This window comes from Brevundimonas sediminis (assembly GCF_048799765.1).
Classification (GTDB): domain Bacteria; phylum Pseudomonadota; class Alphaproteobacteria; order Caulobacterales; family Caulobacteraceae; genus Brevundimonas.
On record NZ_JBLYQK010000015.1, the window covers coordinates 53,385 to 76,898 of the forward strand.

25 protein-coding genes and 1 tRNA gene are annotated in these 23,514 nt (G+C 67.0%); 3 read left to right on the forward strand and 23 right to left on the reverse strand.

Annotated elements, in window-relative coordinates; translation table 11 throughout:
- Positions 1-55 precede the first annotated feature (55 nt).
- The 22 genes from ACLQ7T_RS10050 to ACLQ7T_RS10155 form a co-directional block, all read right to left on the reverse strand.
- Entirely contained in the window at positions 56-1,735 is a 1,680-nt protein-coding gene (locus ACLQ7T_RS10050) for a ribonuclease J (RefSeq protein ID WP_420479317.1), read from the reverse strand.
- Positions 1,732-2,514: a type III pantothenate kinase gene (locus ACLQ7T_RS10055; protein WP_420479331.1), complete on the reverse strand. Its 783-nt coding sequence runs from the start codon at positions 2,512-2,514 to the stop codon at positions 1,732-1,734. The genes ACLQ7T_RS10050 and ACLQ7T_RS10055 overlap by 4 nt, the downstream gene beginning before the upstream one ends.
- Positions 2,511-3,260: a biotin--[acetyl-CoA-carboxylase] ligase gene (locus tag ACLQ7T_RS10060; protein WP_420479318.1), complete on the reverse strand. Its 750-nt coding sequence runs from the start codon at positions 3,258-3,260 to the stop codon at positions 2,511-2,513. The genes ACLQ7T_RS10055 and ACLQ7T_RS10060 overlap by 4 nt, the downstream gene beginning before the upstream one ends.
- Before the next feature lie 3 nt (positions 3,261-3,263).
- On the reverse strand, positions 3,264-4,709 hold the full coding sequence (gene nuoN, locus ACLQ7T_RS10065) for an NADH-quinone oxidoreductase subunit NuoN (RefSeq protein WP_420469513.1): 1,446 nt from the start codon (positions 4,707-4,709) through the stop codon (positions 3,264-3,266).
- Between the two features lie 7 nt (positions 4,710-4,716).
- The gene (locus ACLQ7T_RS10070; RefSeq protein ID WP_420479332.1) at positions 4,717-6,192 is read right to left on the reverse strand and encodes an NADH-quinone oxidoreductase subunit M; all 1,476 of its coding nucleotides are present in this window, start codon (positions 6,190-6,192) and stop codon (positions 4,717-4,719) included.
- Between the two features lie 11 nt (positions 6,193-6,203).
- Complete coding sequence (gene nuoL / locus ACLQ7T_RS10075) at positions 6,204-8,264, reverse strand: NADH-quinone oxidoreductase subunit L (protein ID WP_420479333.1); 2,061 nt, start codon at positions 8,262-8,264, stop codon at positions 6,204-6,206.
- Positions 8,265-8,272: 8 nt separating this feature from the next.
- Entirely contained in the window at positions 8,273-8,581 is a 309-nt protein-coding gene (nuoK, locus tag ACLQ7T_RS10080; protein ID WP_141626506.1) for an NADH-quinone oxidoreductase subunit NuoK, read from the reverse strand.
- Positions 8,581-9,207, reverse strand: coding sequence for an NADH-quinone oxidoreductase subunit J (locus ACLQ7T_RS10085; RefSeq protein ID WP_420469512.1), 627 nt, complete (start codon positions 9,205-9,207; stop codon positions 8,581-8,583). Before ACLQ7T_RS10085 ends, nuoK begins: the two co-directional genes overlap by 1 nt.
- Before the next feature lie 74 nt (positions 9,208-9,281).
- A complete protein-coding gene (gene nuoI, locus ACLQ7T_RS10090) occupies positions 9,282-9,773 on the reverse strand; it encodes an NADH-quinone oxidoreductase subunit NuoI (RefSeq protein ID WP_420469511.1) in 492 nt (163 codons plus the stop codon).
- The gene (locus tag ACLQ7T_RS10095; RefSeq protein WP_420479319.1) at positions 9,773-9,988 is read right to left on the reverse strand and encodes a hypothetical protein; all 216 of its coding nucleotides are present in this window, start codon (positions 9,986-9,988) and stop codon (positions 9,773-9,775) included. The genes nuoI and ACLQ7T_RS10095 overlap by 1 nt, the downstream gene beginning before the upstream one ends.
- Entirely contained in the window at positions 9,985-10,212 is a 228-nt protein-coding gene (locus ACLQ7T_RS10100) for a hypothetical protein (RefSeq protein WP_420479320.1), read from the reverse strand. The genes ACLQ7T_RS10095 and ACLQ7T_RS10100 overlap by 4 nt, the downstream gene beginning before the upstream one ends.
- Positions 10,212-11,276 (reverse strand): NADH-quinone oxidoreductase subunit NuoH, encoded by a 1,065-nt coding sequence (gene nuoH / locus ACLQ7T_RS10105; protein WP_420479321.1) that lies wholly within the window; start codon positions 11,274-11,276, stop codon positions 10,212-10,214. The genes ACLQ7T_RS10100 and nuoH overlap by 1 nt, the downstream gene beginning before the upstream one ends.
- A 6-nt stretch (positions 11,277-11,282) precedes the next feature.
- Positions 11,283-13,328: an NADH-quinone oxidoreductase subunit NuoG gene (gene nuoG, locus ACLQ7T_RS10110; protein WP_420479322.1), complete on the reverse strand. Its 2,046-nt coding sequence runs from the start codon at positions 13,326-13,328 to the stop codon at positions 11,283-11,285.
- Between the two features lie 40 nt (positions 13,329-13,368).
- A complete protein-coding gene (locus ACLQ7T_RS10115) occupies positions 13,369-13,821 on the reverse strand; it encodes a TM2 domain-containing protein (RefSeq protein WP_420479323.1) in 453 nt (150 codons plus the stop codon).
- Positions 13,822-13,897: 76 nt separating this feature from the next.
- Entirely contained in the window at positions 13,898-14,392 is a 495-nt protein-coding gene (locus ACLQ7T_RS10120; protein WP_420479324.1) for a hypothetical protein, read from the reverse strand.
- A 2-nt stretch (positions 14,393-14,394) separates the two neighbouring features.
- Positions 14,395-15,708 (reverse strand): NADH-quinone oxidoreductase subunit NuoF, encoded by a 1,314-nt coding sequence (gene nuoF / locus ACLQ7T_RS10125; protein ID WP_420479325.1) that lies wholly within the window; start codon positions 15,706-15,708, stop codon positions 14,395-14,397.
- A gap of 5 nt (positions 15,709-15,713) precedes the next feature.
- On the reverse strand, positions 15,714-15,983 hold the full coding sequence (locus tag ACLQ7T_RS10130) for a hypothetical protein (RefSeq protein WP_420469503.1): 270 nt from the start codon (positions 15,981-15,983) through the stop codon (positions 15,714-15,716).
- Positions 15,980-16,642: an NADH-quinone oxidoreductase subunit NuoE gene (gene nuoE / locus ACLQ7T_RS10135; RefSeq protein WP_420479326.1), complete on the reverse strand. Its 663-nt coding sequence runs from the start codon at positions 16,640-16,642 to the stop codon at positions 15,980-15,982. Before nuoE ends, ACLQ7T_RS10130 begins: the two co-directional genes overlap by 4 nt.
- Entirely contained in the window at positions 16,639-17,907 is a 1,269-nt protein-coding gene (locus ACLQ7T_RS10140) for an NADH-quinone oxidoreductase subunit D (RefSeq protein WP_420479327.1), read from the reverse strand. Before ACLQ7T_RS10140 ends, nuoE begins: the two co-directional genes overlap by 4 nt.
- Positions 17,907-18,500, reverse strand: coding sequence for an NADH-quinone oxidoreductase subunit C (locus tag ACLQ7T_RS10145; protein WP_420479334.1), 594 nt, complete (start codon positions 18,498-18,500; stop codon positions 17,907-17,909). The genes ACLQ7T_RS10140 and ACLQ7T_RS10145 overlap by 1 nt, the downstream gene beginning before the upstream one ends.
- Positions 18,501-18,523: 23 nt before the next feature.
- Entirely contained in the window at positions 18,524-19,177 is a 654-nt protein-coding gene (locus tag ACLQ7T_RS10150; protein ID WP_420469500.1) for a NuoB/complex I 20 kDa subunit family protein, read from the reverse strand.
- Positions 19,147-19,524 carry an NADH-quinone oxidoreductase subunit A gene (locus ACLQ7T_RS10155; RefSeq protein WP_420469499.1) on the reverse strand — a complete coding sequence of 126 codons (378 nt, stop codon included), beginning with the start codon at positions 19,522-19,524 and terminating at the stop codon, positions 19,147-19,149. Before ACLQ7T_RS10155 ends, ACLQ7T_RS10150 begins: the two co-directional genes overlap by 31 nt.
- A 211-nt stretch (positions 19,525-19,735) precedes the next feature.
- On the opposite strand from ACLQ7T_RS10155, the gene ACLQ7T_RS10160 reads away from it, so the two are divergent.
- Together ACLQ7T_RS10160 and ACLQ7T_RS10165 are read left to right on the forward strand one after the other, a co-directional pair.
- A complete protein-coding gene (locus ACLQ7T_RS10160; protein WP_420479328.1) occupies positions 19,736-21,367 on the forward strand; it encodes an AbgT family transporter in 1,632 nt (543 codons plus the stop codon).
- Between the two features lie 95 nt (positions 21,368-21,462).
- A tRNA-Asp gene (locus tag ACLQ7T_RS10165) sits at positions 21,463-21,539 on the forward strand.
- Positions 21,540-21,652: 113 nt separating this feature from the next.
- Here the strand turns inward: ACLQ7T_RS10165 and ACLQ7T_RS10170 are convergent.
- Positions 21,653-22,015, reverse strand: coding sequence for a hypothetical protein (locus tag ACLQ7T_RS10170; RefSeq protein ID WP_420479329.1), 363 nt, complete (start codon positions 22,013-22,015; stop codon positions 21,653-21,655).
- A gap of 242 nt (positions 22,016-22,257) precedes the next feature.
- Here ACLQ7T_RS10170 and ACLQ7T_RS10175 point away from each other — a divergent pair.
- Positions 22,258-23,514, forward strand: a 1,257-nt coding sequence (locus ACLQ7T_RS10175; RefSeq protein ID WP_420479330.1) for a DEAD/DEAH box helicase, incomplete at its 3' end; no start/stop codon positions are given.

Sequence of the window (23,514 nt, forward strand, 5' to 3'; positions counted from 1 at the left end):
GGGCGGGGGAATCGGCTCCTTATAGGAACCTCCTCGCCCGCTTCAAAGCCCTGTCCTAAAGACGCAGGATAATCGTCTCGACGATCGGACGGCGATCCCAGACCGACTGGCTGGCCTTCTTCAGGGCGCGCGCAACGGCCTGTTCGACCACCAGTTCGTCCTCGAGGGCGTCGCCCTTCAGGCCGCGCACTACCTGTTCGACCCGCTCCGCCATGCTGTCGAGGATGTCGCCCAGCGGGCTGTCCTCGTCGCCGGGCAGGCCCAGGCCGCGCACGTCGATGTCCGAGACGATCTTCCCGCGACGGTCCATGGCGAAGCTGACGATCAAGACCCCGTTCGAGGCCGCGTGACGGCGCTCGCGCAGAGCCTCGCCCGCCTCCTCGACCAGCATGCCGCCGTCCACGAACAGGCGGCCCGAGGGCACTTCATCGATGATCCGCGCCGGTCCGGGGGCCAGCAGCACCATGTCGCCGTTGCGGGGGGTGACCGTCTCCGGCACCTGCATGTCCCTGGCCAGCAGGGCATGCTCGGCGAGGTGACGACGCATCCCGTGGGTCGGCACGGCGATCTGCGGCCGCGCCCACTGGTACATCTGGCGCAGCTCGTCCCGGCACGGGTGGCCCGAGACGTGGATGCCCCGGTGTTCCTTCTCGGTGTAGATGCGCACGCCCCGCTCGGACAGGCGGTCCTGCAGCCGGCCGATGGCCAGTTCGTTGCCCGGGATCACCCGGGACGAGAAGATGCAGTGATCGCCCGGCCCCAGCTTGATGAAAGGGTGGGAGCCCTCGGCGACGCGCGACAGGGCCGCGCGGCTTTCGCCCTGGCTGCCGGTGCACAGGTACAGGATCTCGTCCGCCGGCCACTGGCGCGCCTGCTCTTCCGAGAGGAAGGGCTGGAGATCCGACAGCATGCCGACCGACTTGGCGGCGGCGGTGATGCGGTGCATCGAGCGACCTGCCAGAACCACGCGGCGCCCGGCGGCCTCGGCGGCGCGGATGACGCTGTCCATCCGCGCCACGTTCGACGCGAAGCAGCCGACAGCGACCCGGCCCTTCAGGCTCGAGATCAGTTCGGCCAGCGCGACCTTCACATCGCCTTCCGAACCCGCCACGCCCTCCTGGAAGACGTTGGTCGAGTCGCAGACCATGGCCAGAACGCCCTCGTCGCCGAGGCGCTTGATGGTGTCGACGTCCGTGCGCTCGCCCACGACCGGATCGTTGTCGATCTTCCAGTCGCCGGTGTGCAGCACCGTGCCCAGCGGGGTCTTGATAGCCAGGCCGTTCGGCTCGGCGATCGAATGGGTGATGGTCACCATCTCGACGTTGAACGGGCCTAGGTCGATCTGCCCGCCCAGCGGCACCTCATGCAGGGTCACCCGGTCCAGCAGGCCCGCGTCGCGCAGCTTTTCGCGGATCAGGAAGGCGGTGAACGGCGTGGCGTACAACGGCGCCTTGATGCGCGGCCACAGCCAGCCCAGGGCGCCGATGTGGTCCTCGTGGGCGTGGGTCAGCACGATGCCGACGATGTCCTCGCCTTCGAGATAGGTCGGATCGGGCACGATCACGTCGACGCCGGGCGTGGAATTGTCGCCGAAGGTCACGCCGACGTCGACGACGATCCACTTCCGGTTCTCGGCCGGGCCGTAGCCGTAGGCGTTCAGGTTCATGCCGATCTCGTTCGAGCCGCCCAGCGGCAGGAAGACGAGTTCGTTTTCTTTGGATCTGGTTTTGGTCATTGGCCCTTGATGTGGGTGTTCCGCCGCCAGATTTCGAGCAGGCCGCGGATGGTCAGGTCCGGATCGAACCGGTCAATGCTGTCGGTCGCGCCTTCGAACAGGGAGACCACGCCCCCGGTTCCGATGACGGTCATGGGCTTGCCCCACTCGGCCTTGATCCGGGCCACGAGGCCCTCGATCAGGGCGATATAGCCCCAGAACACGCCCGATTGCATGTTCGAGACGGTGTCCTTGCCGATCACCTTGTCCGGCTTCTGGATGGCGATGCGGGGCAACATTGCGGCGGCCTCGTGCAGCGCCTGCAGGCTCAGGTTCACGCCCGGGGCGATGATCCCGCCCTCGAAGGCGCCGTCGGCGGCGATGACGTCGAAGGTCGTGGCCGTGCCGCTGTCGATGACGATCAGGTCGCCGGGATACAGCAGGTGCGCCCCGATGGCGTTGACCAGCCGGTCCGCCCCCGCCTCGCTGGGCTTCAGGATGCGCACCGGAATGCCCAGATCGACATTGTCCCCGATCACCAGCGGTTCGACCGTCAGATAACGACGCGACAGGTTGCGCAGGTTGAAGATCGACTGCGGCACCACGGACGAGATGATGCACCCCGTCAGGTCCGCCAGGGTCCGCCCGCGCGTGGTCAGAAGCTGCGCCAGCCAGACCGCATATTCGTCCGCCGTCCGCTGCGAGTCGGTGGACGCGCGCCACTGGGCGATCCACTCGGTCCCGTCGTGGACGGCGAACAGCGTGTTGGTGTTGCCCTGCTCGATCGCCAGCAGCATCAGTGGGTCTCCCCGAAAAACACGTCGCCCGCCGAAATCAGCCGCAGCGAACCATCCGCCAGCCTCAGTTTCAACGCCCCGTCCGGCGCGACACCCTCGGCCCGCCCCTCGACGGTCTCATGGCCCAGTCGCGCCACGGCCGGTCCGTCCAGCCCCTTTGTCCGCGCCGCCCAGGCGTCGAGGATCGGCGGGAAGCCCAGCGTCTCCCAGCGGTCGAACCAGACGCCGAAGGTCGCGGCCAGGTCTTCCGCCGCCCGCTCCACCGTCGGCGGCGCGACATGGTCGGCGGACAGATGGTGCGACAGGGCCGTCGCCGGACGCTCGGTCCCTTCCGGCGCCTCGGCCAGATTGACGCCGATCCCCACGGCCAGCCACAGACCGCCATCGGCAGGGGCGCCGGACTCGACCAGGATGCCGCAGGTCTTCACCCCCGCCAGCATCACGTCATTGGGCCATTTGATCGTCACCAGCGACGGCGGCGCATAGCGGTCCAGCAGATCCGCCACGGCCAGGGCCGCGATGAAAGTGACCTGCGCCGCCTCGGCGGGGGTCTTGCGGGTGGTGGTCAGCAGGGTGCTGAACAGGTTGCCGGTGCGGCCTTCCCACGCCCTGCCCCGTCGACCGCGCCCGGCCGTCTGGCGGTGGGCGGCGATCCACAGCGGGCCGGTCTCGCCCGCCTCGGCCCGGCGGCGGGCCTCGGCGTTGGTGGAGTCGATCTGGTCGAGCAGCAGGACCGGGGCGGCCGCCAAGGCCTAGCCGACCCCGAAGCCCACGGCGGCGCGCTCGGCCGCCGGAACCAGCCAGATCAGGGCCACGATGACCAGCGGGAAGCTGAAGGCGGCGGCGCCCAGGGCGATGCTCCTGGCTTCCACCGGCGCGGCGTCGGTCGGCGCGGTCCCTTCCGGGGCCGGGTCGAACCACATCACCTTGATGATGCGCAGGTAGTAGAAGCCGGCCACGACCGAGGCCACCAGACCGACCGCGGCCGGAACCCAGAAGCCGGCCTCGGCGGCGGCGCCGAAGACATAGTACTTGGCCCAGAAGCCCGACAGCGGCGGCATGCCCAGCACCGACAGCGACAGCACGGTCAGGGCAATCGTGGTCAGCGGCCGTTCCTTGCGCAGGCCGGCGAGGTCCTGGATCTTGCGGATCGGACGTCCGTTGCGGCTGAGCGACAGCAGCAGGCCGAAGAAGCCGAACTGGTCGATGATGTACAGGGTCATGAACAGCAGCATCGCCTGGATGCCGAAGGTCGTGCCCGCAGCGATGCCCAGCAGGGCGTAACCGATGTTGGCGATCGACGAATAGGCCAGCAGGCGTTGGATGTCCTTCTGCACCAGACCGCCGAAGGCGCCGACGGCGAAGCTGATCAGCGAGATCAGGATCAGCACCTGGGCCCATTGATGGTGCGAGTTGGCGAAGGCGCCTTCCAGGGTGCGGGCGATCAGCACCATGGCGGCCATCTTCGGGGCCGAGGCGAACAGGGCCACGACCGGGGTCGGCGCGCCTTCATAGACGTCCGGCGTCCACATGTGGAACGGCGCGGCCGAGACCTTGAAGGCCAGACCCGAGATCAGGAACACCAGGCCGAAGATCAGGCCCGTCGACGGATTGGCCGAGGCGTAGGCGGCGATGTCCTCGAAGCGCATCGAGCCGGTGAAGCCGTAGATCAGGCTGGCGCCGTACAGCAGCAGGCCAGACGACAGCGCGCCCAGCACGAAATACTTCAGCCCGGCTTCCGACGCCTTCAGGTCGTCGCGATGGAAGGCGGCCAGCACGTACAGCGCCAGCGAATGCAGCTCGATGCCGACATACAGGGAGATCAGGTCGCCCGACGAGGCCATCATGCCCATGCCGGCCGAGGCCAGCACGATCAGGATCGGGAACTCGAAGCGGGCGATCTTCTGGCGATGCATCCAGCCGTTGCCCAGGACGATGGCCACCGCGCTGGACAGGAAGATCACGGCCTTGCCGTAGACGGCCAGCGGATCGGCGACATAGGCGCCGTTGAACGCCTGCCCCAGCGGGCCGGTCACGGTGACGGCGGTGACGGCCAGCAGCAGCAGGACCGACAGCCAGGACACGGTGCGCGCGCTGCGCTCGCCGGCGAAGGCGCCGACCATCAGCAGCACCAGGCCGCCGACGGCGAGCGAGATCTCGGGGGCCGAGAGGCGAAGGGCGGAAATCAGATCAGGCATCATGGTCTCAGCCACCGATCGCGAGTTGATAGGCGGACGTCAGGGCGTGAACGGAGGCGTTCGTATAGTCGAGGACCAGACCGGGCTGGACGCCCAGCAGCAGGGTGCCGACGATCAGCGGAACGAAGATCAGCAGCTCGCGCCGGTCGATGTCCATGATGTCCTTGAGCTTCGGATTGGTGATCTCGCCGAACATGACGTTGCGGTACAGCGTCAGGGCGTAGACCGCCGAGAAGATCACACCCGAGGCGGCGAACAGGGCCGTCCAGGTCGACACCTTGTAGATGCCGGTCATGGTCAGGATCTCGCCGATGAAGCCCGAGGTGCCCGGCAGGCCGACGTTGGCCATGGTGAACATCAGGAAGATGGCGGCGAACCACGGCATCCGGCTGGTCAGACCGCCGTAGAAGGCGATCTCGCGGGTGTGCATCCGGTCATAGACGACGCCGACGCAGAGGAAGAGCGCGCCCGAGATCAGGCCGTGGCTCAGCATCTGGAAAACGGCGCCCTGAACGCCCTGGTCGTTGCCGGCGAAGATGCCCATGGTCACGAAGCCCATGTGGGCGACCGACGAATAGGCGATCAGCTTCTTGATGTCGGTCTGACGGAAGGCGACCAGCGAAGTGTAGACCACGGCGATGGCCGACAGGGTCCAGACCAGCGGGGCGAACATCTGCGACGCCTGCGGGAACATGGGCAGGTTGAACAGGATGAAGCCGTAGCCGCCGAGCTTCAGCAGGATGCCGGCCAGGATGACCGAACCCGCCGTCGGCGCCTGCACGTGGGCGTCGGGCAGCCAGGTGTGCACCGGCCACATCGGCATCTTCACCGCGAACGAGGCGAAGAAGGCCAGCCACAGGATCGGCTGCGCCGCCGGCGAGAAGGCGAATTCCTTCAGTTCCGGAATGCTGGTGGTGCCGGCGGTGTGCGCCATCCACAGCATGGCCAGCAGCATCAGGACCGACCCCAGCAGGGTGTACAGGAAGAATTTGTACGCCGCGTAGATCCGGTTCTGGCCGCCCCACACCCCGATGATGATGAACATCGGGACCAGGGTGCCTTCGAAGAAGATGTAGAACAGGAAGATGTCGAGCGAGGTGAAGACGCCGATCACCAGCGTCTCGAGCACCAGGAAGGCGATCATGTAGTCGCCGACCCGCGCCTTGATCGAGCTCCAGCTGGCCAAGATGCAGATCGGCAGCAGGAAGGCGGTCAGCAGGACGAACAGGATCGAAATCCCGTCGACGCCCAGGTGATAACTGGCGCCCGCGAACCAAGGGACCATCTCCACGAACTGGTAGGCCGCGCTCGAGGCGTCGAAATTGGCCACCAGGACGACCGAGACCGCCAGGGTGGCCAGGGTCGTGCCCAGGGCGATCCAGCGGGCGCTGCTGTCCGAGCCCTTGCCGCCCAGACGGGTCAGCAGCAGCAGGGCGGCGCCCACCAGCGGCAGGAAGGTGACGACGCTCAGGATGAAGGGGATCTGGGGCAAGATCAGGCTCCCCACCAGTAGATGGCGAAGGCGAGGAAGCCGGCCAGGCCGAGCAGCATCACGAACGCGTAGAAGTAGACATAACCGGACTGGAAGCGGGCCAGTCCGCCGGCGAATTTACGGGACAGCCAGGCGAAGCCGTTGGGCCCTCCCCCGTCGATGATCTTCACATCACCGACCTTCCAGAACAGGTCGCCCAGCGCCTTGGCGCCCTTGACGAACACGAACTGGTACAGCTCGTCGAAATACCATTTGTTGATCAGGAAGGCGTGCACCGGGCTGCCGCGCTCGGCCATCCGGCGGGCCATGCCTTCCTTGGGCACATACAGCCACCAGGCGACGAAGGTGCCCAGCAGGGTCATGACCAGCGGCGACCACTTCACCCAGGTCGGCACATTGTGCGCCTCGTGCAGGACGTGGTTGTGCGGACCCGAGAAGATCGCGGCCTTCCAGAACTCGCCCTCGTGGTGCCCGATGAAATAGGGGGCGAAGACGAAGCCGGCGGCGATCGCCCCGACCGACAGGGCCAGCAGCGGCACGATCATCACCCAGGGGCTCTCGTGCGGCTTCAGCGGACCGTGGTGGCCGTGGTCGTCGTGCGCGTGATCATCATGGGCATGATCGTCATGGGCGTGCGCCGCATGATCGTCGTGCGCATGGGCGTGCTCCTCGTCCTTCCACACCGGCTTGTTGTGGAAGGTCATGAACACCAGACGCCACGAATAGTAGGCGGTCAGGCCCGCGGCGATGATGCCGATCAGGAAGGCGAACAGACCGATCGGCGAGTGGCCCGAGGCCGCGGCCGCGAAGGCGCTCTCGATGATGGCGTCCTTCGAGTAGAAGCCCGCCAGACCGCCGACGCCGGGAATGCCCAGGCCGGTGATGGCGATGGTGCCGATGGTCATCACCGCATAGGTGATCGGCAGCAGCTTCCACAGCCCGCCCATCTTCCGCATGTCCTGCTCGTGGTGCATGCCGTGGATCACCGAACCGGCCCCCAGGAACAGCAGGGCCTTGAAGAAGGCGTGGGTGAACAGGTGGAACATGGCCGCCTCATAGGCGCCCACGCCCGCGGCGAAGAACATGTAGCCGAGCTGCGAACAGGTCGAATAGGCGATGACGCGCTTGATGTCGTTCTGGGCCAGGCCGACGGTCGCGGCGAACAGGGCCGTGACCGCGCCGATGGTGGCGACGATCGAGGCGGCGCCCGGCGCATACTCGAACAGCGGCGACAGCAGGCAGACCATGTAGACGCCGGCGGTCACCATGGTGGCGGCGTGGATCAGGGCCGAGACCGGGGTCGGGCCTTCCATCGCGTCCGGCAGCCAGGTGTGCAGGAAGAACTGCGCCGACTTGCCCATCGCGCCGATGAACAGGAGGAAGGCCGCCAGATCGAGCGCCGACCAGGTGTGGCCCAGGAACTCCCAGCCCTTGCCTTCCCAGGCGGCGATCATCGGGAACAGTTCGGCGAACTGGATCGTGCCGAACATCCAGAAGACGGTGAAGATGCCCAGGGCGAAGCCGAAGTCGCCGACGCGGTTGACCACGAAGGCCTTGATGGCCGCGGCGCTGGCCGAGGGCTTCTTGTACCAGAAGCCGATCAGCAGATAGGAGGCCAGGCCCACGCCTTCCCAGCCGAAGAACAGCTGCATGAAGTCGGCGGCGGTCACCAGCGCCAGCATGGCGAAGGTGAAGAGCGACAGATAGGCGAAGAACCGCGGCTTGTCCGGGTCCTCGGCCATGTAGCCCCAGCTGTACAGGTGCACCAGCGACGAGACGCTGGTCACCACCACCAGCATGGTGGCCGACAGGGCGTCGATCCGGATCGACCAGTTCGACACGAACTCGCCGACGTGGATGAACGGCGCCAGGGTGATGGTGAAGGGCTCGAGATGCCCCCAGGTCCACTGGCCGAAGACCGTCCAGGCGACGGCGCAGGCGAAGAACAGCAGGCCGGTGGTGATGGACTGCGACAGGACATTGCCCAGCCGGCGGCCCGACAGGCCGACGATGGCCGCGCCCAGGAGCGGGGCGAAGATCCCGAGAGTGACGAGGAGCTGCAGGTTCACGATCAGCCCTTCATGACCGAGGCGTCGTCCACGGCGATATCGCCGCGGTTACGGAAGAAGGTCACCAGGATGGCCAGGCCCACGGCGGCCTCGGCGGCCGCGACGGTGAGCACGAACATGGCCATGATCTGCCCCGACACGTCGTTGAGGTAGGTCGAGAAGGCGACGAAATTGATGTTCACGGCCAGCAGGATCAGCTCGACCGACATCAGGATGATGATGACGTTCTTGCGGTTCACGAAGATGCCGAACACGCCGATGGTGAACAGGATGGCGGCGACCGCCAGATAGTGCTGCAGGGTGACGACCATCAGACCAGATCCTCCGGGGTGACGCCCGCGCCGGACGCGACCGACTTCACTTCCATGGCCGTCTTCGCGTCGCGACCGACCTGGTCGGCGACGTTCTGGCGCTTGATGCCCGGCTTGTGGCGCAGGGTCAGGACGATGGCCCCGATCATCGCGATCAGCAGCACGATGCCCGCCGCCTGGAAGAAGTAGACGTAGTCCGTGTAGAGCACGCGACCGATGGACTCGATGTTCGAGGCGTCCGGACCGGCGACCGCAGGCGCCGTCGCCTGGGCCGCGGCCCCGCCGGTCACCGTCGCCAGCGAGATCATGACCATCTCGGCCAGAAGCACGCCCGCCACGATCACCGCCAGCGGCAGGTATCGCGCGAAGCCCTCGCGCAGCCGCAGGAAGTCGACGTCCAGCATCATGACGACGAACAGGAACAGCACCGCCACCGCGCCGACGTAGACGACGACCAGCAGCATGGCGAGGAACTCCGCGCCGAGCAGGACGAACAGGCCCGCCGCCGTGAAGAACGTCAGGATGAGCCAGAGAACGCTGTGCACCGGGTTTTTCGCGGTGACCACCAGAAGGGCGCTCACCACGGCGACCGCCGCCAGCACATAGAAGGCAATGCCTTGCAACATCGGAGGCCAGAGCCCCTTTCGGTTATGGGCGGCGACCCCTCTCGGAATCGCCCTCCCCGTTTCGCGTCTGCGCCTTAACGGTAAGGCGCGTCGAGTTCCAGATTCTTGGCGATCAGTCGTTCCCAACGATCCCCGTTCGAGAGCAGTCGCTCCTTGTCGTACAGCAGCTCCTCGCGCGTCTCGGTCGTGAACTCCGAGTTCGGACCCTCGACGATCGCGTCCACCGGGCAGGCCTCCTGGCACAGGCCGCAGTAGATGCATTTCACCATGTCGATGTCGTAGCGGGTCGTGCGGCGGCTGCCGTCAGCGCGCGGCTCGGCCTCGATGGTGATCGCCTGGGCGGGGCAGATGGCCTCGCACAGCTTGCAGGCGATGCAGCGCTCCTCGCCGTTCGCATAGCGGCGCAGCGCATGCTCGCCGCGGAAACGGGGCGACTGCGGGTTCCGCTCGAACGGATAGTTCACGGTCGCCTTCGGGCGGGCCATGTATTTCAGCGACAGGCCGACAGCGCCGATGGCGTCGACCAGCAACGCCCCCTTCGCAGCCTGGACGAGACGGTTCAGCATTATTGCGCGCCTCCGGTACGCGGGCACTCGCGGGCGTATCGCTCGCTCTGTTTATCCATCGCCTCGCAACGCCGGAGGCGCTCGGCCTCCTCACGTTCGATGCGGTCCTGACGCTGTTGCCACTGGTAGGGCGACGTCGGCAGGGGCTCATAGGGTTCGCCGGCGCAGGCGGCCAGCGTGGTCGCGGCGAGCGCGATCAGGGTCAGACGGATCATCGGCCCCTCCTCACCACGCGATCACAGCCGTCCGGCTGGTCGTCACGCTCGCTGCGGTCATCCCGGCAGGCCGGGTGGTTGCGGTCATTGCGGTCGCGCGCGCGCTCGGCCCGGGCCAGATCGCCCATGGGCGAGCTGACGTCCGGCTCGATCGGCCGGAAGGTGCAGCCGCCGACGACCGAAGCCGTCAGCATCAAACCGGAAAGGGCGAGCGCGCGGATCATCAGTGGCCCACCACGAACACGCGCCAGGCGGCGACGAAGACCACGCAGACCAGCGAGGTCGGCAGGAAGATCTTCCAGCCCAGACGCATCAGCTGGTCATAGCGGTAGCGGGGCACGAAGGCCTTCACCAGGGCGATCATGAAGAAGGCCACCACGATCTTGAACAGGAAGGTGACCAGATAGATCCCCTGCTCCAGCCAGCCCGGCAGGGCGTCCAGCCAGTCCTGCGGCACGCCCGGGTTCCAGCCGCCGAAGAACAGCAGGCTGATCATGGCGCACATGAAGACGATGTTGGCGTACTCGCCGATCATGAAGAGCAGGTACGGGGTCGAGGAGTATTCGACCTGGTAGCCGGCCACCAGTTCCGACTCCGCTTCAGGAAGGTCGAACGGCGGGCGGTTGGTCTCGGCCAGGGCCGAGATGAAGAAGATGACCGCCATCGGCAGCAGGACGATGATCGTCGGCCAGGTCCCGGCGCCGCCGCCGAAGACGAACCAGTTCCAGAACATGCCCTTCTGCTCGGTCACGATCGCGGTCAGGTTCATCGTCCCGGCCAGCAGGATGACGTTGATGATCACCAGGCCGATGGAGACCTCGTAGGACACCATCTGCGCCGCCGACCGCAGCGAGCCGAGGAACGGATATTTCGAGTTCGAGGCCCAGCCGCCCATGATGATGCCGTACACGCCCAGCGACGACACCGCGAAGATGTACAGGATGCCGACGTTCAGGTCCGAGATCACCCAGCCCGGCGCGAACGGAATGGCCGCCCAGGCGATGAAGGCCAGGATGAAGGTCAGCAGCGGCGCCAGCAGGAAGACGACCTTGTCAGCGCCCGCCGGAACCACGATTTCCTTCAGCACGAATTTGAAGAAGTCGGCGAACGACTGCAGCAGGCCGAACGGGCCCACGACGTTCGGGCCCTTCCGCATCTGAACGCCCGCCCAGATCTTGCGGTCGGCCAGCAGCAGGAAGGCCAGCGAGATCAGGATCCCGACGGTGACGAGCAGGATTCCGCCGATGGTGGCGAGGGTCCAGCCGAGAGGAGTGGTCCAGAAGTCCATAGAGCCTTACTCCGCCGCCATCGCGACCGGGGCGATCCGCTGGGCGGACAGCTCGGCCATGGTCACGCTGGCGCGCGTGATCGGATTGTTCAGATAGGGGTCGCGCACCGTCGAGGCGAAGGCGATATCGCCCAGGTCGCCCTTCTTGCCCAGCGCGGCCACGTCAAACGCCGCCGGCGTCGGCAGGTAGTCGATGCGGCCGAAGGTCGGGCAGTCCGCCATCAGCGTCGAACGCAGGGCGTCCAGGGTGTCGTACGGCAGGGTCTGGCCGACCAGGGCCGACAGGGCGCGCAGGACGGCCCAGTCGTCCTTGGCCTGTCCCTTCGGGAAGACGACGCGTTCGGCCATCTGCACGCGGCCCTCGGTGTTCACGTACAGGCCCGACTTCTCGGTGTAGGCGGCGCCCGGCAGGATCACGTCCGCGCCGTGCGCGCCGCGGTCGCCGTGCGAGCCCAGGTAGACGCGGAAGGCGTCGGAGGCCGTGGCGTTGATCTCGTCGGCGCCCAGCAGGAACAGCACGTCCAGCGCGCCCGGCTTGACCATCTCCAGGGCGGACTTGCCGCCCTCGCCCGGCACGAAGCCCATGTCCAGGCCGCCGACGCGCGCGGCGGCGGTGTGCAGGACGTTGAAGCCGTTCCAGCCGTCCTTGACCACGCCGACCTTCTTGGCCAGCGCGCCCAGGGCGTTCAGCACGGCCGGACCGGTCTCGCCGGTCAGGGCGCCCGCGCCGATGATGATCGCCGGGCGTTCGGCCTTGGTCAGGAAGTCGACGGCGGCCTTGGGCAGCTTGCCGACGGTCTTCGAACCGGCGCCCAGCCAGTTGTAGTCGAAGGTCAGGGCCGCCTGCTCGCCGATCAGGCCGATCTCGGACTTTCCGGCCAGCCAGGCCTTGCGAAGACGGGCGTTCAGCAGCGGGGCCTCGGTGCGCGGATTGGCGCCGACGATCAGGATCGCATCAGCGTTTTCAATGCCTTGCAGGCCGCTGTTGAACAGCCAGCCTTCACGCGGACCGAAGCCCAGCGCGGCGCCGTCCTGACGGCAGTCGGTGTTGGCCGAGCCCAGCGCGCGGAACAGATCCAGCGCCGCCTTCATCGATTCCGCGTCCTGCAGGTCGCCGGCGACCACGCCGATACGGTCAGCCGACGCAGCGTTCAGCTTGGCGGCCACGACGCCCAGGGCCTCGTCCCACGAGGCGGCGCGCAGACGGCCGTTCTCACGGACATACGGGCGATCCAGACGCTGGCGTTGCAGGCCGTCCACGGCGTAGCGGCTGACGTCCGACAGCCACTCCTCGTTGATGCCCTCGTTCACGCGCGGCAGCACGCGCATCACTTCCGAGCCCTTGAAGTCGGCGCGGATGTTCGAGCCCAGCGCGTCCATGACGTCGATGGTCTCGGTCTTCTTCAGCTCCCACGGGCGGTAGTGGTACTGCCACGGACGGTGCGTCAGCGCGCCCACCGGGCACAGGTCGTTGACGTTGCCCGAGAGCTCGCTGTCGATGTTCTTTTCCAGATAGGTGGTGATCTCGGCGTCCTCGCCGCGCGAGATCATGCCGATGTCCGGCACCCCGGCCACTTCGGTGATGAAGCGGACACAACGGGTGCACTGGATGCACCGCGTCATGAAGGTCTTCACCGTCGGACCCATGTTCTTTTCTTCGACCGCGCGCTTGTTTTCGGCGTAGCGCGAGCCGTCGCGGCCGTAGCCGACGGCCTGGTCCTGCAGATCGCACTCGCCGCCCTGGTCGCAGATCGGGCAGTCCAGCGGGTGGTTGATGAGCAGGAACTCCATCACCCCTTCGCGGGCCTTCTTCACCATCGGCGTGTCGGTGAAGATTTCCTGGCCGTCGGCGGCCGGGAGCGCGCACGAAGCTTGCGGCTTCGGCGGTCCCGGCTTCACCTCGACAAGGCACATCCGGCAATTGCCGGCGATGGACAGGCGCTCGTGATAGCAGAAGCGCGGGATCTCATGCCCGGCGCGCTCGGCGACCTGGAGCACGGTCATGCCGGGCTCGAACTCGGTCTCGACGCCGTTGACTTTCGCGATGGGCATTACCCGCGACCTCTGCGTTTCTTGACTTAAGCGGACGTGATCAGAACCAGGACTTGTTCCCCACGACGTAGTCGCGGTGGAAGTCCTCGTCCGATTTGACCAGGTAGATGATGAATTCGATGAAGGCGATCAGGGCCATGATTGCGCCCGGCAGGATCAGCAGCCAGCCGACGGTGCCGCACACCAGCATGATGATGCCGGCGGTCGTCTTGCCCAGATAGAATTTGTGGATGCCGAGCGTGCCCAGGAAGAAGGCCAGCAGGGCCGCCACGATCTTGTTCTTCTCGCTGCTCGAGGCGACGCGCTGCGTCGACGTCACATAGACGTTGGTCGCCACGCCGTCGACGACCTCGAAGTCGACGTCCGACCCGGCCAGCGAGGCGCCCGGCTCGCCCATCAGGCCGCCGCGCGTGAAGGTGTAACGGCCGCCGTCATCGCCGCTGATCAGGCCCGAGCCGGTGTAGTCGTCAAAGTTCAGAATCTTGCCGCGCATAGTCAAACTCCCCAGTTGAACAAGCTACGGACCGGCGACTGCGCCGATCCCCCCGAAAAAGCCTTCGCCGCGGTCATCACAGACGCTCCGCGGCCAGCTCGACCGTCTGCGAGGCGGACGTTCCGTCCGGCAGGGTCGTGTTGATGGTGACGGCGTCGCCGTCAAGAACATAGCGCGTCACCGGATCGCCCGACCGGTTCATCCAGCGGTTCGCGTCGACCGTCGGTGCGTCGACCGGCTTCCAGACGATCATGTCGCCGTCGACCCGGCACTGGCCCCGGCGCCGACCGCCGTCGACCGGCGCGCGCCACGACAGGTTCACCACCTCGCCCTCGAGGCCGTCCACCGCGATGGCCGACACCTCCTGGCCGTGGATCGCCGCCAGACCGGCGCGGCAGACCCGGCGCAGGTCGGCCGCGGTCAGCGCCCCCGCCGGGGCCGTCACCGTGGCGTCCGAGACCGGCGCCCCGGCCGCCGCCTTCTCCGCCGGACTCGAGGCAGGCGCGTCCGTCCGCTCGCCGCAGGCGGCGAGGGCCAGAAGAGCCAGCATCGGAACGACGGTCAGGCGCATGCCTACTCCGCGGCGATCGCGTGGCCGGCGAAGTTCGCGCGGCGGCTGCGGTAGGTGGAGATGCGGTCCTCGATCTCGTGGCGGAAGTGACGGATCAGGCCCTGAACCGGCCAGGCCGCCGCGTCGCCCAGGGCGCAGATCGTGTGACCTTCGATCTGGGTCGAGACTTCCAGCAGCATGTCGATTTCCGACGGGTCGGCCTCGCCGATCGCCATCCGCTCCAGCACGCGCCACATCCAGCCGGTGCCTTCACGGCACGGCGTGCACTGGCCGCAGCTCTCGTGCTTGAAGAAATAGCTGATGCGGGCGATCGCCTTCACGATGTCGGTGGACTCGTCCATGACCGTGACGCCCGCCGTGCCCAGCGACGAGCGCAGCTCGCGCATCGAGTCGAAGTCCATCAGGGCGACTTCGGCCTGTTCGCGGGTGATCACCGGGCAGGACGCGCCGCCCGGAATGATGGCTTTCAGATTGCCCCAGCCGCCGCGCACGCCGCCGCCATGATCCTCGATCAGCTGGCGCAGCGGGATCGACATGGCCTCCTCGACCACGCAGGGCGTGTTGATGTGCCCGGCCAGCGACATCAGCTTGGTGCCGGTGTTGTTCGGACGGCCGAAGCTGGCGAACCAGTCCGCGCCGCGGCGCAGGATGGTGCCGACCACGGCGATCGACTCGACGTTGTTCACGGTCGTCGGACAGCCGTACAGGCCGGCGCCCGCCGGGAACGGCGGCTTCAGGCGCGGCTGGCCCTTCTTGCCTTCCAGCGACTCCAGCAGGGCCGTCTCTTCACCGCAGATATACGCGCCGGCGCCGTGGTGGATGTAGACGTCGAAGTCCCAGCCGTGGACGTTGTCCTTGCCGATCAGCCTGGCCTCATAGGCCTGCTTGACCGCGGCCTCCATGCGCTCGCGCTCCAGCACGTACTCGCCGCGCAGGTAGATGTAGCAGGCGTGGGCCTGCATCGCGAAGCTGGCGATCAGGCAGCCCTCGATCAGCAGCTGCGGATCGTGGCGCATGATCTCGCGATCCTTGCAGGTCGCGGGCTCGGATTCGTCGGCGTTGACGACCAGGTAGTGCGGACGATCCTTCACTTCCTTGGGCATGAAGGACCACTTCAGACCCGTCGAGAAGCCCGCGCCGCCGCGTCCGCGCAGGCCCGAGTTCTTGACGTTGGTGATGATCCAGTCCCGACCGAGGTCGAGCATGTCCTTGGTCGCGTTCCACGCGCCGCGCTTCTTCGCGCCCTCGAGGCCCCAGTCCTGGAGACCATAGAGGTTGGTGAAGATGCGATCCTTGTCTTCGAGGATACCGACCATGGTTCCTAGAGTCCTTCCGCCAGACGGCGTTTGTGGTGACGGGTGCGCAGCCAGGTGGCGTACAGGAACAGCGCCCACCCGGCGGCGACGAAGCCGTATGCGACCAGCATCAGGGACTGGGTCACCGGCAGGGCGTCATAGCGGGTGGCGATGACATAGCCGGCGCCCAGCAGAATCAGCACGAGGCCGGCCAGCCGGAACGGGCGGCCGACAGCCTTCACCTCGGCCCGGTAGGCCGCGCGGCCTTCATCGGTGTCGAGATCCGGCAGGCTCATGCTTTCACCGGCTCGCTGTTCGGCAGCGTCTTGATCGGCTTGGCGGCCGAGCCGTCATACAGCTTCGGGTCGGTCAGGGTGCGCGCACCGCCTTCCGGCTCCGACGTATGGCGACCGACGCGCGAACCCGGCTTGGGCGTCTTGCCGGCGGCGAAGTCGTCGATGATCTGGGCCAGATTGTCCGGCGTCAGGTCCTCGAAATAGTAGTCGTTGATCGCGGCCATCGGCGCATTGGCGCAGGCGCCCATGCACTCGACCTCTTCCCAGGTGAAGCGGCCGTCGGCGCTCAGCGTCTGCTTCGGGCCGATCTTCTTCTTGCAGACGTCCATCAGGTCGTTGGCGCCGCGCAGCATGCACGGCGTCGTGCCGCACACCTGGATCAGCGCCGCCGAGCCGACCGGCTCCAGCATGAACATGGTGTAGAAGGTCGCGACCTCCAGCACCCGGATGAACGGCATGCCCAGCAGTTCGGCGACGGCGCGGATGGCGGGCTCCGACACCCAGCCTTCCTGCTTCTGGACCAGCCACAGCACCGGGATCACCGCCGATTGGCGACGGGTCTCGGGATATTTCCTGATCCACCATTCCGCCTTGGTCTTGGTCGCCTTCGAGAAGGCGAACGACTCAGGCTGGTCCTTGGCGAGACGACGAACGCTCATCGGTCCACTTCTCCGAAAACGATGTCGAGCGAGCCGAGGATGGCGGACACGTCGGCCAGCATGTGGCCGCGGTTCATCCAGTCCATCGCCTGCAGCGAGCGGAAGCCCGGCGCCGAGATCTTCACGCGCCAGGGTTTGTTGGTGCCGTCCGACACCAGATAGATGCCGAACTCGCCCTTGGGCGCCTCGACCGAGGCGTAGACCTCGCCTTCCGGCGTCCGGAAGCCTTCGGTGTAGAGCTTGAAGTGGTGGATCAGCGCTTCCATCGAGCGCTTCATCTCGCCACGGCGCGGCGGGACGATCTTGTTGTCCTCGACCATCACCGGCTCGCCGGGGCAGTTGCGCAGCTTGTGGATGCACTGCTCCATGATCCGCACCGACTGCTTCATCTCCTCGATGCGGCAGAGGTAGCGGTCCCAGCAGTCGCCGTTCTTGCCGACGGCGATGTCGAACTCCAGGTCGGCGTAGCACTCATAGGGTTGCGACTTGCGCAGGTCCCACGGAATGTCCGAGCCGCGGATCATCACCCCGGTGAAGCCCCAGTCCAGGGCCTCCTGCTTCGACACCACGCCGATGTCGACGTTGCGCTGCTTGAAGATGCGGTTCTCGGTGACGAGGGACTCGATGTCCTTCAGCGCCGCCGGGAAGGTCTGGCACCAGCGACCGATGTCGTCGATCAGGTCCATCGGCAGGTCCTGGTGGACGCCGCCCGGACGGAAATAGTTGGCGTGCAGGCGAGCGCCGCAGGCGCGCTCGTAGAACACCATCAGCTTCTCGCGCTCCTCGAAGCCCCACAGCGGCGGCGTCAGGGCGCCGACGTCCATGGCCTGGGTCGTCACGTTCAGCAGGTGGCTCAGGATGCGGCCGATTTCCGAGTACAGGACCCGGATCAGCTGGGCGCGGTACGGAACCTCGACGCCGAGCAGCTTCTCGATCGCCAGACAGAAGGCGTGCTCCTGGTTCATCGGCGCGACGTAGTCGAGGCGATCCAGGTACGGCACGTTCTGCAGATAGGTCCGCGCCTCCATCAGCTTCTCGGTGCCGCGGTGCAGCAGGCCGATGTGCGGGTCGACGCGGGTCACCAGCTCGCCGTCCAGCTCCAGCACCAGACGCAGCACGCCGTGCGCGGCCGGGTGTTGCGGGCCGAAGTTGATGGTGAATTTGCGATCGTCCATCGCCCGGGCGTGGGCGGTGCGGCCGTCGTCGATGTCGTCGAAGACGTCGGTGGCGCCGATCGGAGCCGGAATGCTCGAACCTTCGGCCATCACTTCACCTTCTCGTCGCCCGGCAGGACCGGGGCGGGATACTCAGCGCCTTCCCACGGGGACAGGAAGTCGAAGTTGCGGAATTCCTGGGTCAGCTTGACGGGTTCATAGACGACCCGCTTCTGTTCCTCGTCGTACCGCACCTCGACATAGCCGGTCATCGGGAAGTCCTTGCGCAGCGGATGTCCCTGGAAGCCGTAGTCGGTCAGCAGCCGGCGCAGGTCCGGGTGGCCCGAGAACAGCATGCCGTACATGTCGAACGCCTCGCGCTCGAACCAGTCGGCGCAGGGATAGACCGGGGTCACGCTCGGCACCGGTTGCACCTCGTCCGTCGTCACCTTCACGCGCAGGCGCGCGTTCCGGGTCAGGGACAGCAGGTGATAGACCACCTCGAACCGCTCCTCGCGATCCGGGAAGTCGACGCCGCACAGGTCCAGCAGCTGCTGGAAGCCGAAACGGGTCTTCAGCGCCGTCAGCACCTCGACGATCCGGTCGCGCTCGGCCACCAGCGTCAGCTCGCCGAAGGCCACCTGCGCCTGCACGCCCAGCTCGGCCACCATCTCGGCGCCCAGCGGGGTCAGGGCGGTTTCCAGCTCTTGCTGTTTCACCAGAGAGGTCATCGGTCGATGGTCCCCGTACGACGGATCTTCTTCTGCAGTTGCAGCAGCCCGTACAGCAGCGCCTCCGCCGTCGGCGGGCACCCGGGCACATAGGCGTCCACGGGCACGACCCGGTCACAACCGCGAACAACGCTGTAGCTGTAGTGATAATACCCGCCGCCGTTGGCGCAGGAGCCCATCGACAGGACGTAGCGCGGGTCCGGCATCTGGTCGTAGACCTTGCGCAGGGCCGGGGCCATCTTGTTGGTCAGGGTGCCGGCGACGATCATCAGGTCCGACTGACGCGGGCTGGCGCGCGGGGCCATGCCGAAGCGCTCCATGTCGAAGCGCGGCATCGAGGCCTGCATCATCTCCACGGCGCAGCAGGCCAGACCGAAGGTCATCCACATCAGCGAGCCGGTGCGGGCCCAGTTGATGACGTCGTCCAGCGAGGTCGTCAGGAAGCCGCGCTCACCGAGCTCGGCGTTCACCGCCTCGAAGAATTTGTCGTGGATCGCCGGATCGTACCCCTCGACGGTCGAACGCGCGCCGAGGCCGTAGGCCACCGGCGAGGTCGAGCCCGGGCCCACCGGCGACGCGCCGGAGTTGCCCATGCCGATCAGCGGGACGTTGTTGGTCGTCACTCCCATTCGAGCGCGCCCTTCTTCCATTCGTAGATAAAGCCGACGGTCAGGACGCCGAGGAAGACCATCATCGACCAGAAGGCGAAGACCATCCCGGCGTGCGACAGGTCGAACATCGACACCGCCCACGGGAACAGGAAGGCCACTTCCAGGTCGAAGATGATGAAGAGGATCGACACCAGATAGAACCGCACATCGAACTTCATGCGCGCGTCGTCGAACGCGTTGAAGCCGCACTCATAGGCGGACAGCTTCTCCGAGTCGGGGTTCTTGGGGGCCAGCACCCAGGCGGCCAGCATGAAGCCGAGCCCGAGCACCGCCGCGATCCCGAGAAAGATCACGATCGGCAGATATTCGAGAAGGAATGCATTCATCCGTTTGGACCTCGTCCGCCACAGAGGGAGGGGCGGATTCGGCGCTTTCTAGACCCGGATCGCCCGCGGTTCAAACCCATGCGATGAAAGGATTTTATTGAGAATGGTTCGCAGCTTTACGGACAGTTGGTCGCACGTCGTTCCCCTTGCGCCGCCCGCCCCCGTCGCGTCCCCTCGCGTCACGTAAACTTCATCGTCCGGGGAGAGGCGAATGGCTATCGGCGCACGGGTTCTGAACACGGTCGAGCGGATCGGAAACCGCCTTCCGGACCCGGTCTTCCTGTTCCTCTGGCTGATCCTCGGACTGGTCATCCTCAGCCTGATCGGCTCCGGCCTGGGCTGGTCGGCCGTCAACCCCGTCACCGGGGACACCCTGGCGGCCCAGAGCCTGCTCTCGCCGGAGAATCTTGAGCGACTCATCATCGGCATGCCCCGGACGCTGTCGGAGTTTCCGCCGCTGGGCATTGTCATCACCATCATCTACGGCGCCTCGGTCGCCGAGCGATCGGGCCTGTTCGCCACCGCCATCCGCGGCGCCCTGCTGAATGCGCCCCGGGCGATTCTCACCCCCGTGGTCGTGGTGACCGGCATGGTCTCCCACCACGCGTCGGACGCCTCCTATGTCGTGGTGATTCCCCTGGCCGCCGTCATCTTCGCCGCCGCGGGCCGTCATCCCCTCGCCGGTCTCGCCGCCGGCTTCGCGGCGGTGTCGGGCGGCTATGCGGGCAACCTCTTCCCGGGCGCCTCGGACGCGCTGATTCTGGGCATCACCGAGCCGGCCGCCCGCCTGATCGATCCGTCCTATTCGGTGAACATCGCCGGCAACTGGTTCTTCATCGTCGGCGTGGTGCTGGTCTTCACTCCGATCGTCTGGTTCATGACCGACCGGATCATCGAGCCCCGCCTCGGCGCCTGGACGCCCACCTCCGCCGCCGGCGCGCCCGCGGCCGACGAGAAGACGCCCCTCACCGCGCCGGAACGGCGTGGCCTGGCCTGGGCCGGCCTCGCGGTGCTCGGCATGATCGGCCTGTGGACCCTGATCGCCCTCCTGCCCGGCTCGCCCTTCGTGGACGCCGAGGCCGAGCCCGGACAGACCTTCAACCCGCTCTACCGCTCGTTGGTGGCCTTCTTCGCCATCACCTTCTTCGTCGCCGGCGGCGCCTTCGGGGCCGGGGCCGGGTCGGTGAAGTCCCACCGCGACATGGTGCGGATGATGGTCGAGGGCTTGTCCCAGCTGGCGCCTTACATCGTCCTGGCCTTCTTCGCCGCCCACTTCGTGGCGATGTTCAACTGGTCCGGCCTGGGCCCGATTCTCGCGGTCAACGCCGCGGCGGGCCTGCAGCAGATCGCCCTGCCCGCCCCGCTCCTCCTGATCGTCGTGGTGCTGGTGTCCTGCATCTTCGACCTGTTCATCGGATCGGCCTCGGCGAAGTGGTCAGCCCTCGCCCCGATCGTCGTGCCCATGTTCATGCTGCTGGGCATCAGCCCCGAGATGACCACGGCCGCCTATCGCATGGGCGATTCCGTCACCAACATCGCCACGCCGCTGATGAGCTACTTCCCGCTCATCCTGACCTTCGCCCAGCGCTGGGATCCCCGCTTCGGCCTCGGCTCGCTGATGTCCACCATGCTTCCCTACGCCGGGGCCTTCCTCGTCGCGGGCCTGCTGATGGTGGCCGCCTGGGTCGCCTTCGAGCTGCCGCTGGGGCCCGGCGTCGGGGTTCGCTACGAGGCGCCCCCGCCCGCCGTGGCGATCGAGGCCCCGGCGCAGGGCGGTCTGACGGGTCCGTCGGCCCCGGCGGAAGCCGCCGCCGTGGCCGGTCCGGGGCTCGCGAAACGCTGATCCGAATTTTTCCTGACACGACCTGTTGACGCGCCCGGCGAGCCCGCCTAAACGACGCCCCTCGCCGCGGCGCACCAGCGCTTCGGCCGGGAAACGCGGGTGTAGCTCAGTTGGTTAGAGTGCCGGCCTGTCACGCCGGAGGTCGCGGGTTCGAGCCCCGTCACTCGCGCCACTTTCCTTGAAAGTGGCGCACCTCGTTTCCCTGCATCGCAAGCGATGAAAACAAAACGGCCGCTCCTTCGGGAGCGGCCGTTTGTGTTTGCGCCGATGGCGGAAGCGCCGGGCCTACTGGCGCCCGGCGACCAGCGAGTTCTGCACGCGACGGCCCAGCGGGTCGCGCGATTGCCAGGTGTCGCCGACGTCGGCGTCGATCATGTCCTGGCAGAAGCTGTCGATCCACATGAAGCGCGGACGGATGTTGTTCAGGCAGACCCGCTCGCCCTGGACCCGCCAGCGGCCGGTCAGATTGGTCCCGTCGGACCAGCGGGCCCGGTAGGACCCGTCCGCGTCGAAATAGTGCCGGACCCAGCCGCCGTCCGCGTAACGCGACACGACGGTGTTGCCGAAGGCGGCGTTCATATTGGCCTGTCCCGGCGTGGCGGCCAGACAGACGACAGCGACGGTCGCTGCAGCAAGCGTGCGAAGCATGCTGTTTTACCCTCTCGATAACCCTTCCCGGGCCGACTATTAACAGCCTGTAAGGTTATGCCAACCCCCGAACGGTGTGACACGAATAGTTGACTCTGGCGCAGGGGCTTCTATATGCGGCCCACGTTACGGGACAGGACTGGCGAATTCGCGCCGCCCGCTCGCCCACGGCACAGGGCGGTTCCGCGACATCGCATGACGCCCCGATGCGCGGGACGTCCCTTTGACAGTCCCAAGGACCCATGACGGAATTTTCTCAGCTGGGCCTCTCGCCCACGACCCTGCAGGCGGTCGCCGATACCGGCTATACGACCGCCACCCCCATCCAGGCCCAGGCCATTCCGGTCGCCCTCGCCGGCCGTGACGTACTGGGCATCGCCCAGACCGGCACCGGCAAGACCGCCGCCTTCACCCTGCCCCTGATTGACCGGCTCCAGTCCGGCCGCGCCCGCGCCCGCATGCCCCGCGCCCTGGTGCTGGCGCCGACCCGCGAACTGGCCGACCAGGTCGCCGAAAGCTTCGCCAAATACGCCAAGGGCACCAAGCTGAACTGGGTGCTGCTGATCGGCGGCGTCTCCATGGGCGACCAGGTCGCGGCCCTGAACAAGGGCGTGGACGTGCTGATCGCCACCCCGGGGCGCCTGATCGACCTGTTCGAGCGCGGCAAGATGCTCCTGACCGGCGTCGAGCTGATGGTCGTCGACGAAGCCGACCGCATGCTGGACATGGGCTTCATCCCGGACATCGAGAAGATCTTCAAGCTGACGCCGCCCAAGCGCCAGACCCTGTTCTTCTCGGCCACCATGCCGCCCGAGATCACCCGTCTGACGACGCAGTTCCTCAAGGATCCGACCCGGATCGAGGTTTCGCGTCCGGCCCAGACCGCTGACACCATCACCCAGTACATCACCCGCCTGCCGACGTCCGATCCCAAGGCCAAGCGCACCGCCCTGCGCATGCTGATCGAGCGGTCCGAGGTGCAGAACGGCATCATCTTCTGCAATCGCAAGTCGGAAGTGGATATCGTCGCCAAGTCGCTGAAGACGCACGGCTTCGACGCCGCGCCGATCCACGGCGACCTGGACCAGTCCCTGCGCATGAAGACCCTGTCGGACTTCCGTTCGGGCGAACTGAAGCTGCTGGTCGCCTCCGACGTCGCGGCCCGCGGCCTGGACATCCCGGCGGTCAGCCACGTGTTCAACTACGACGTCCCGCACCACGCCGACGACTACGTGCACCGCATCGGACGCACCGGCCGCGCCGGACGTCTGGGCGAGGCCTTCATGATCGCCACCCCGGCCGACGAAAAGTCGCTCGACAAGGTGCTGAAGCTCATCAAGAAAGACCCCGTCGAGCTGCCGCTGGACGGCGTCGATTTCAGCGCCATCAAGGACCAGCCGCGCCGTGACGGCGGCCGGGGCGACAAGCGCGGCCGCGGCCGTGATCGCGGGGATCGCCCGGCCCGGGGCCGCCGCGAGGACGGGCCCGTCGCCGCGACC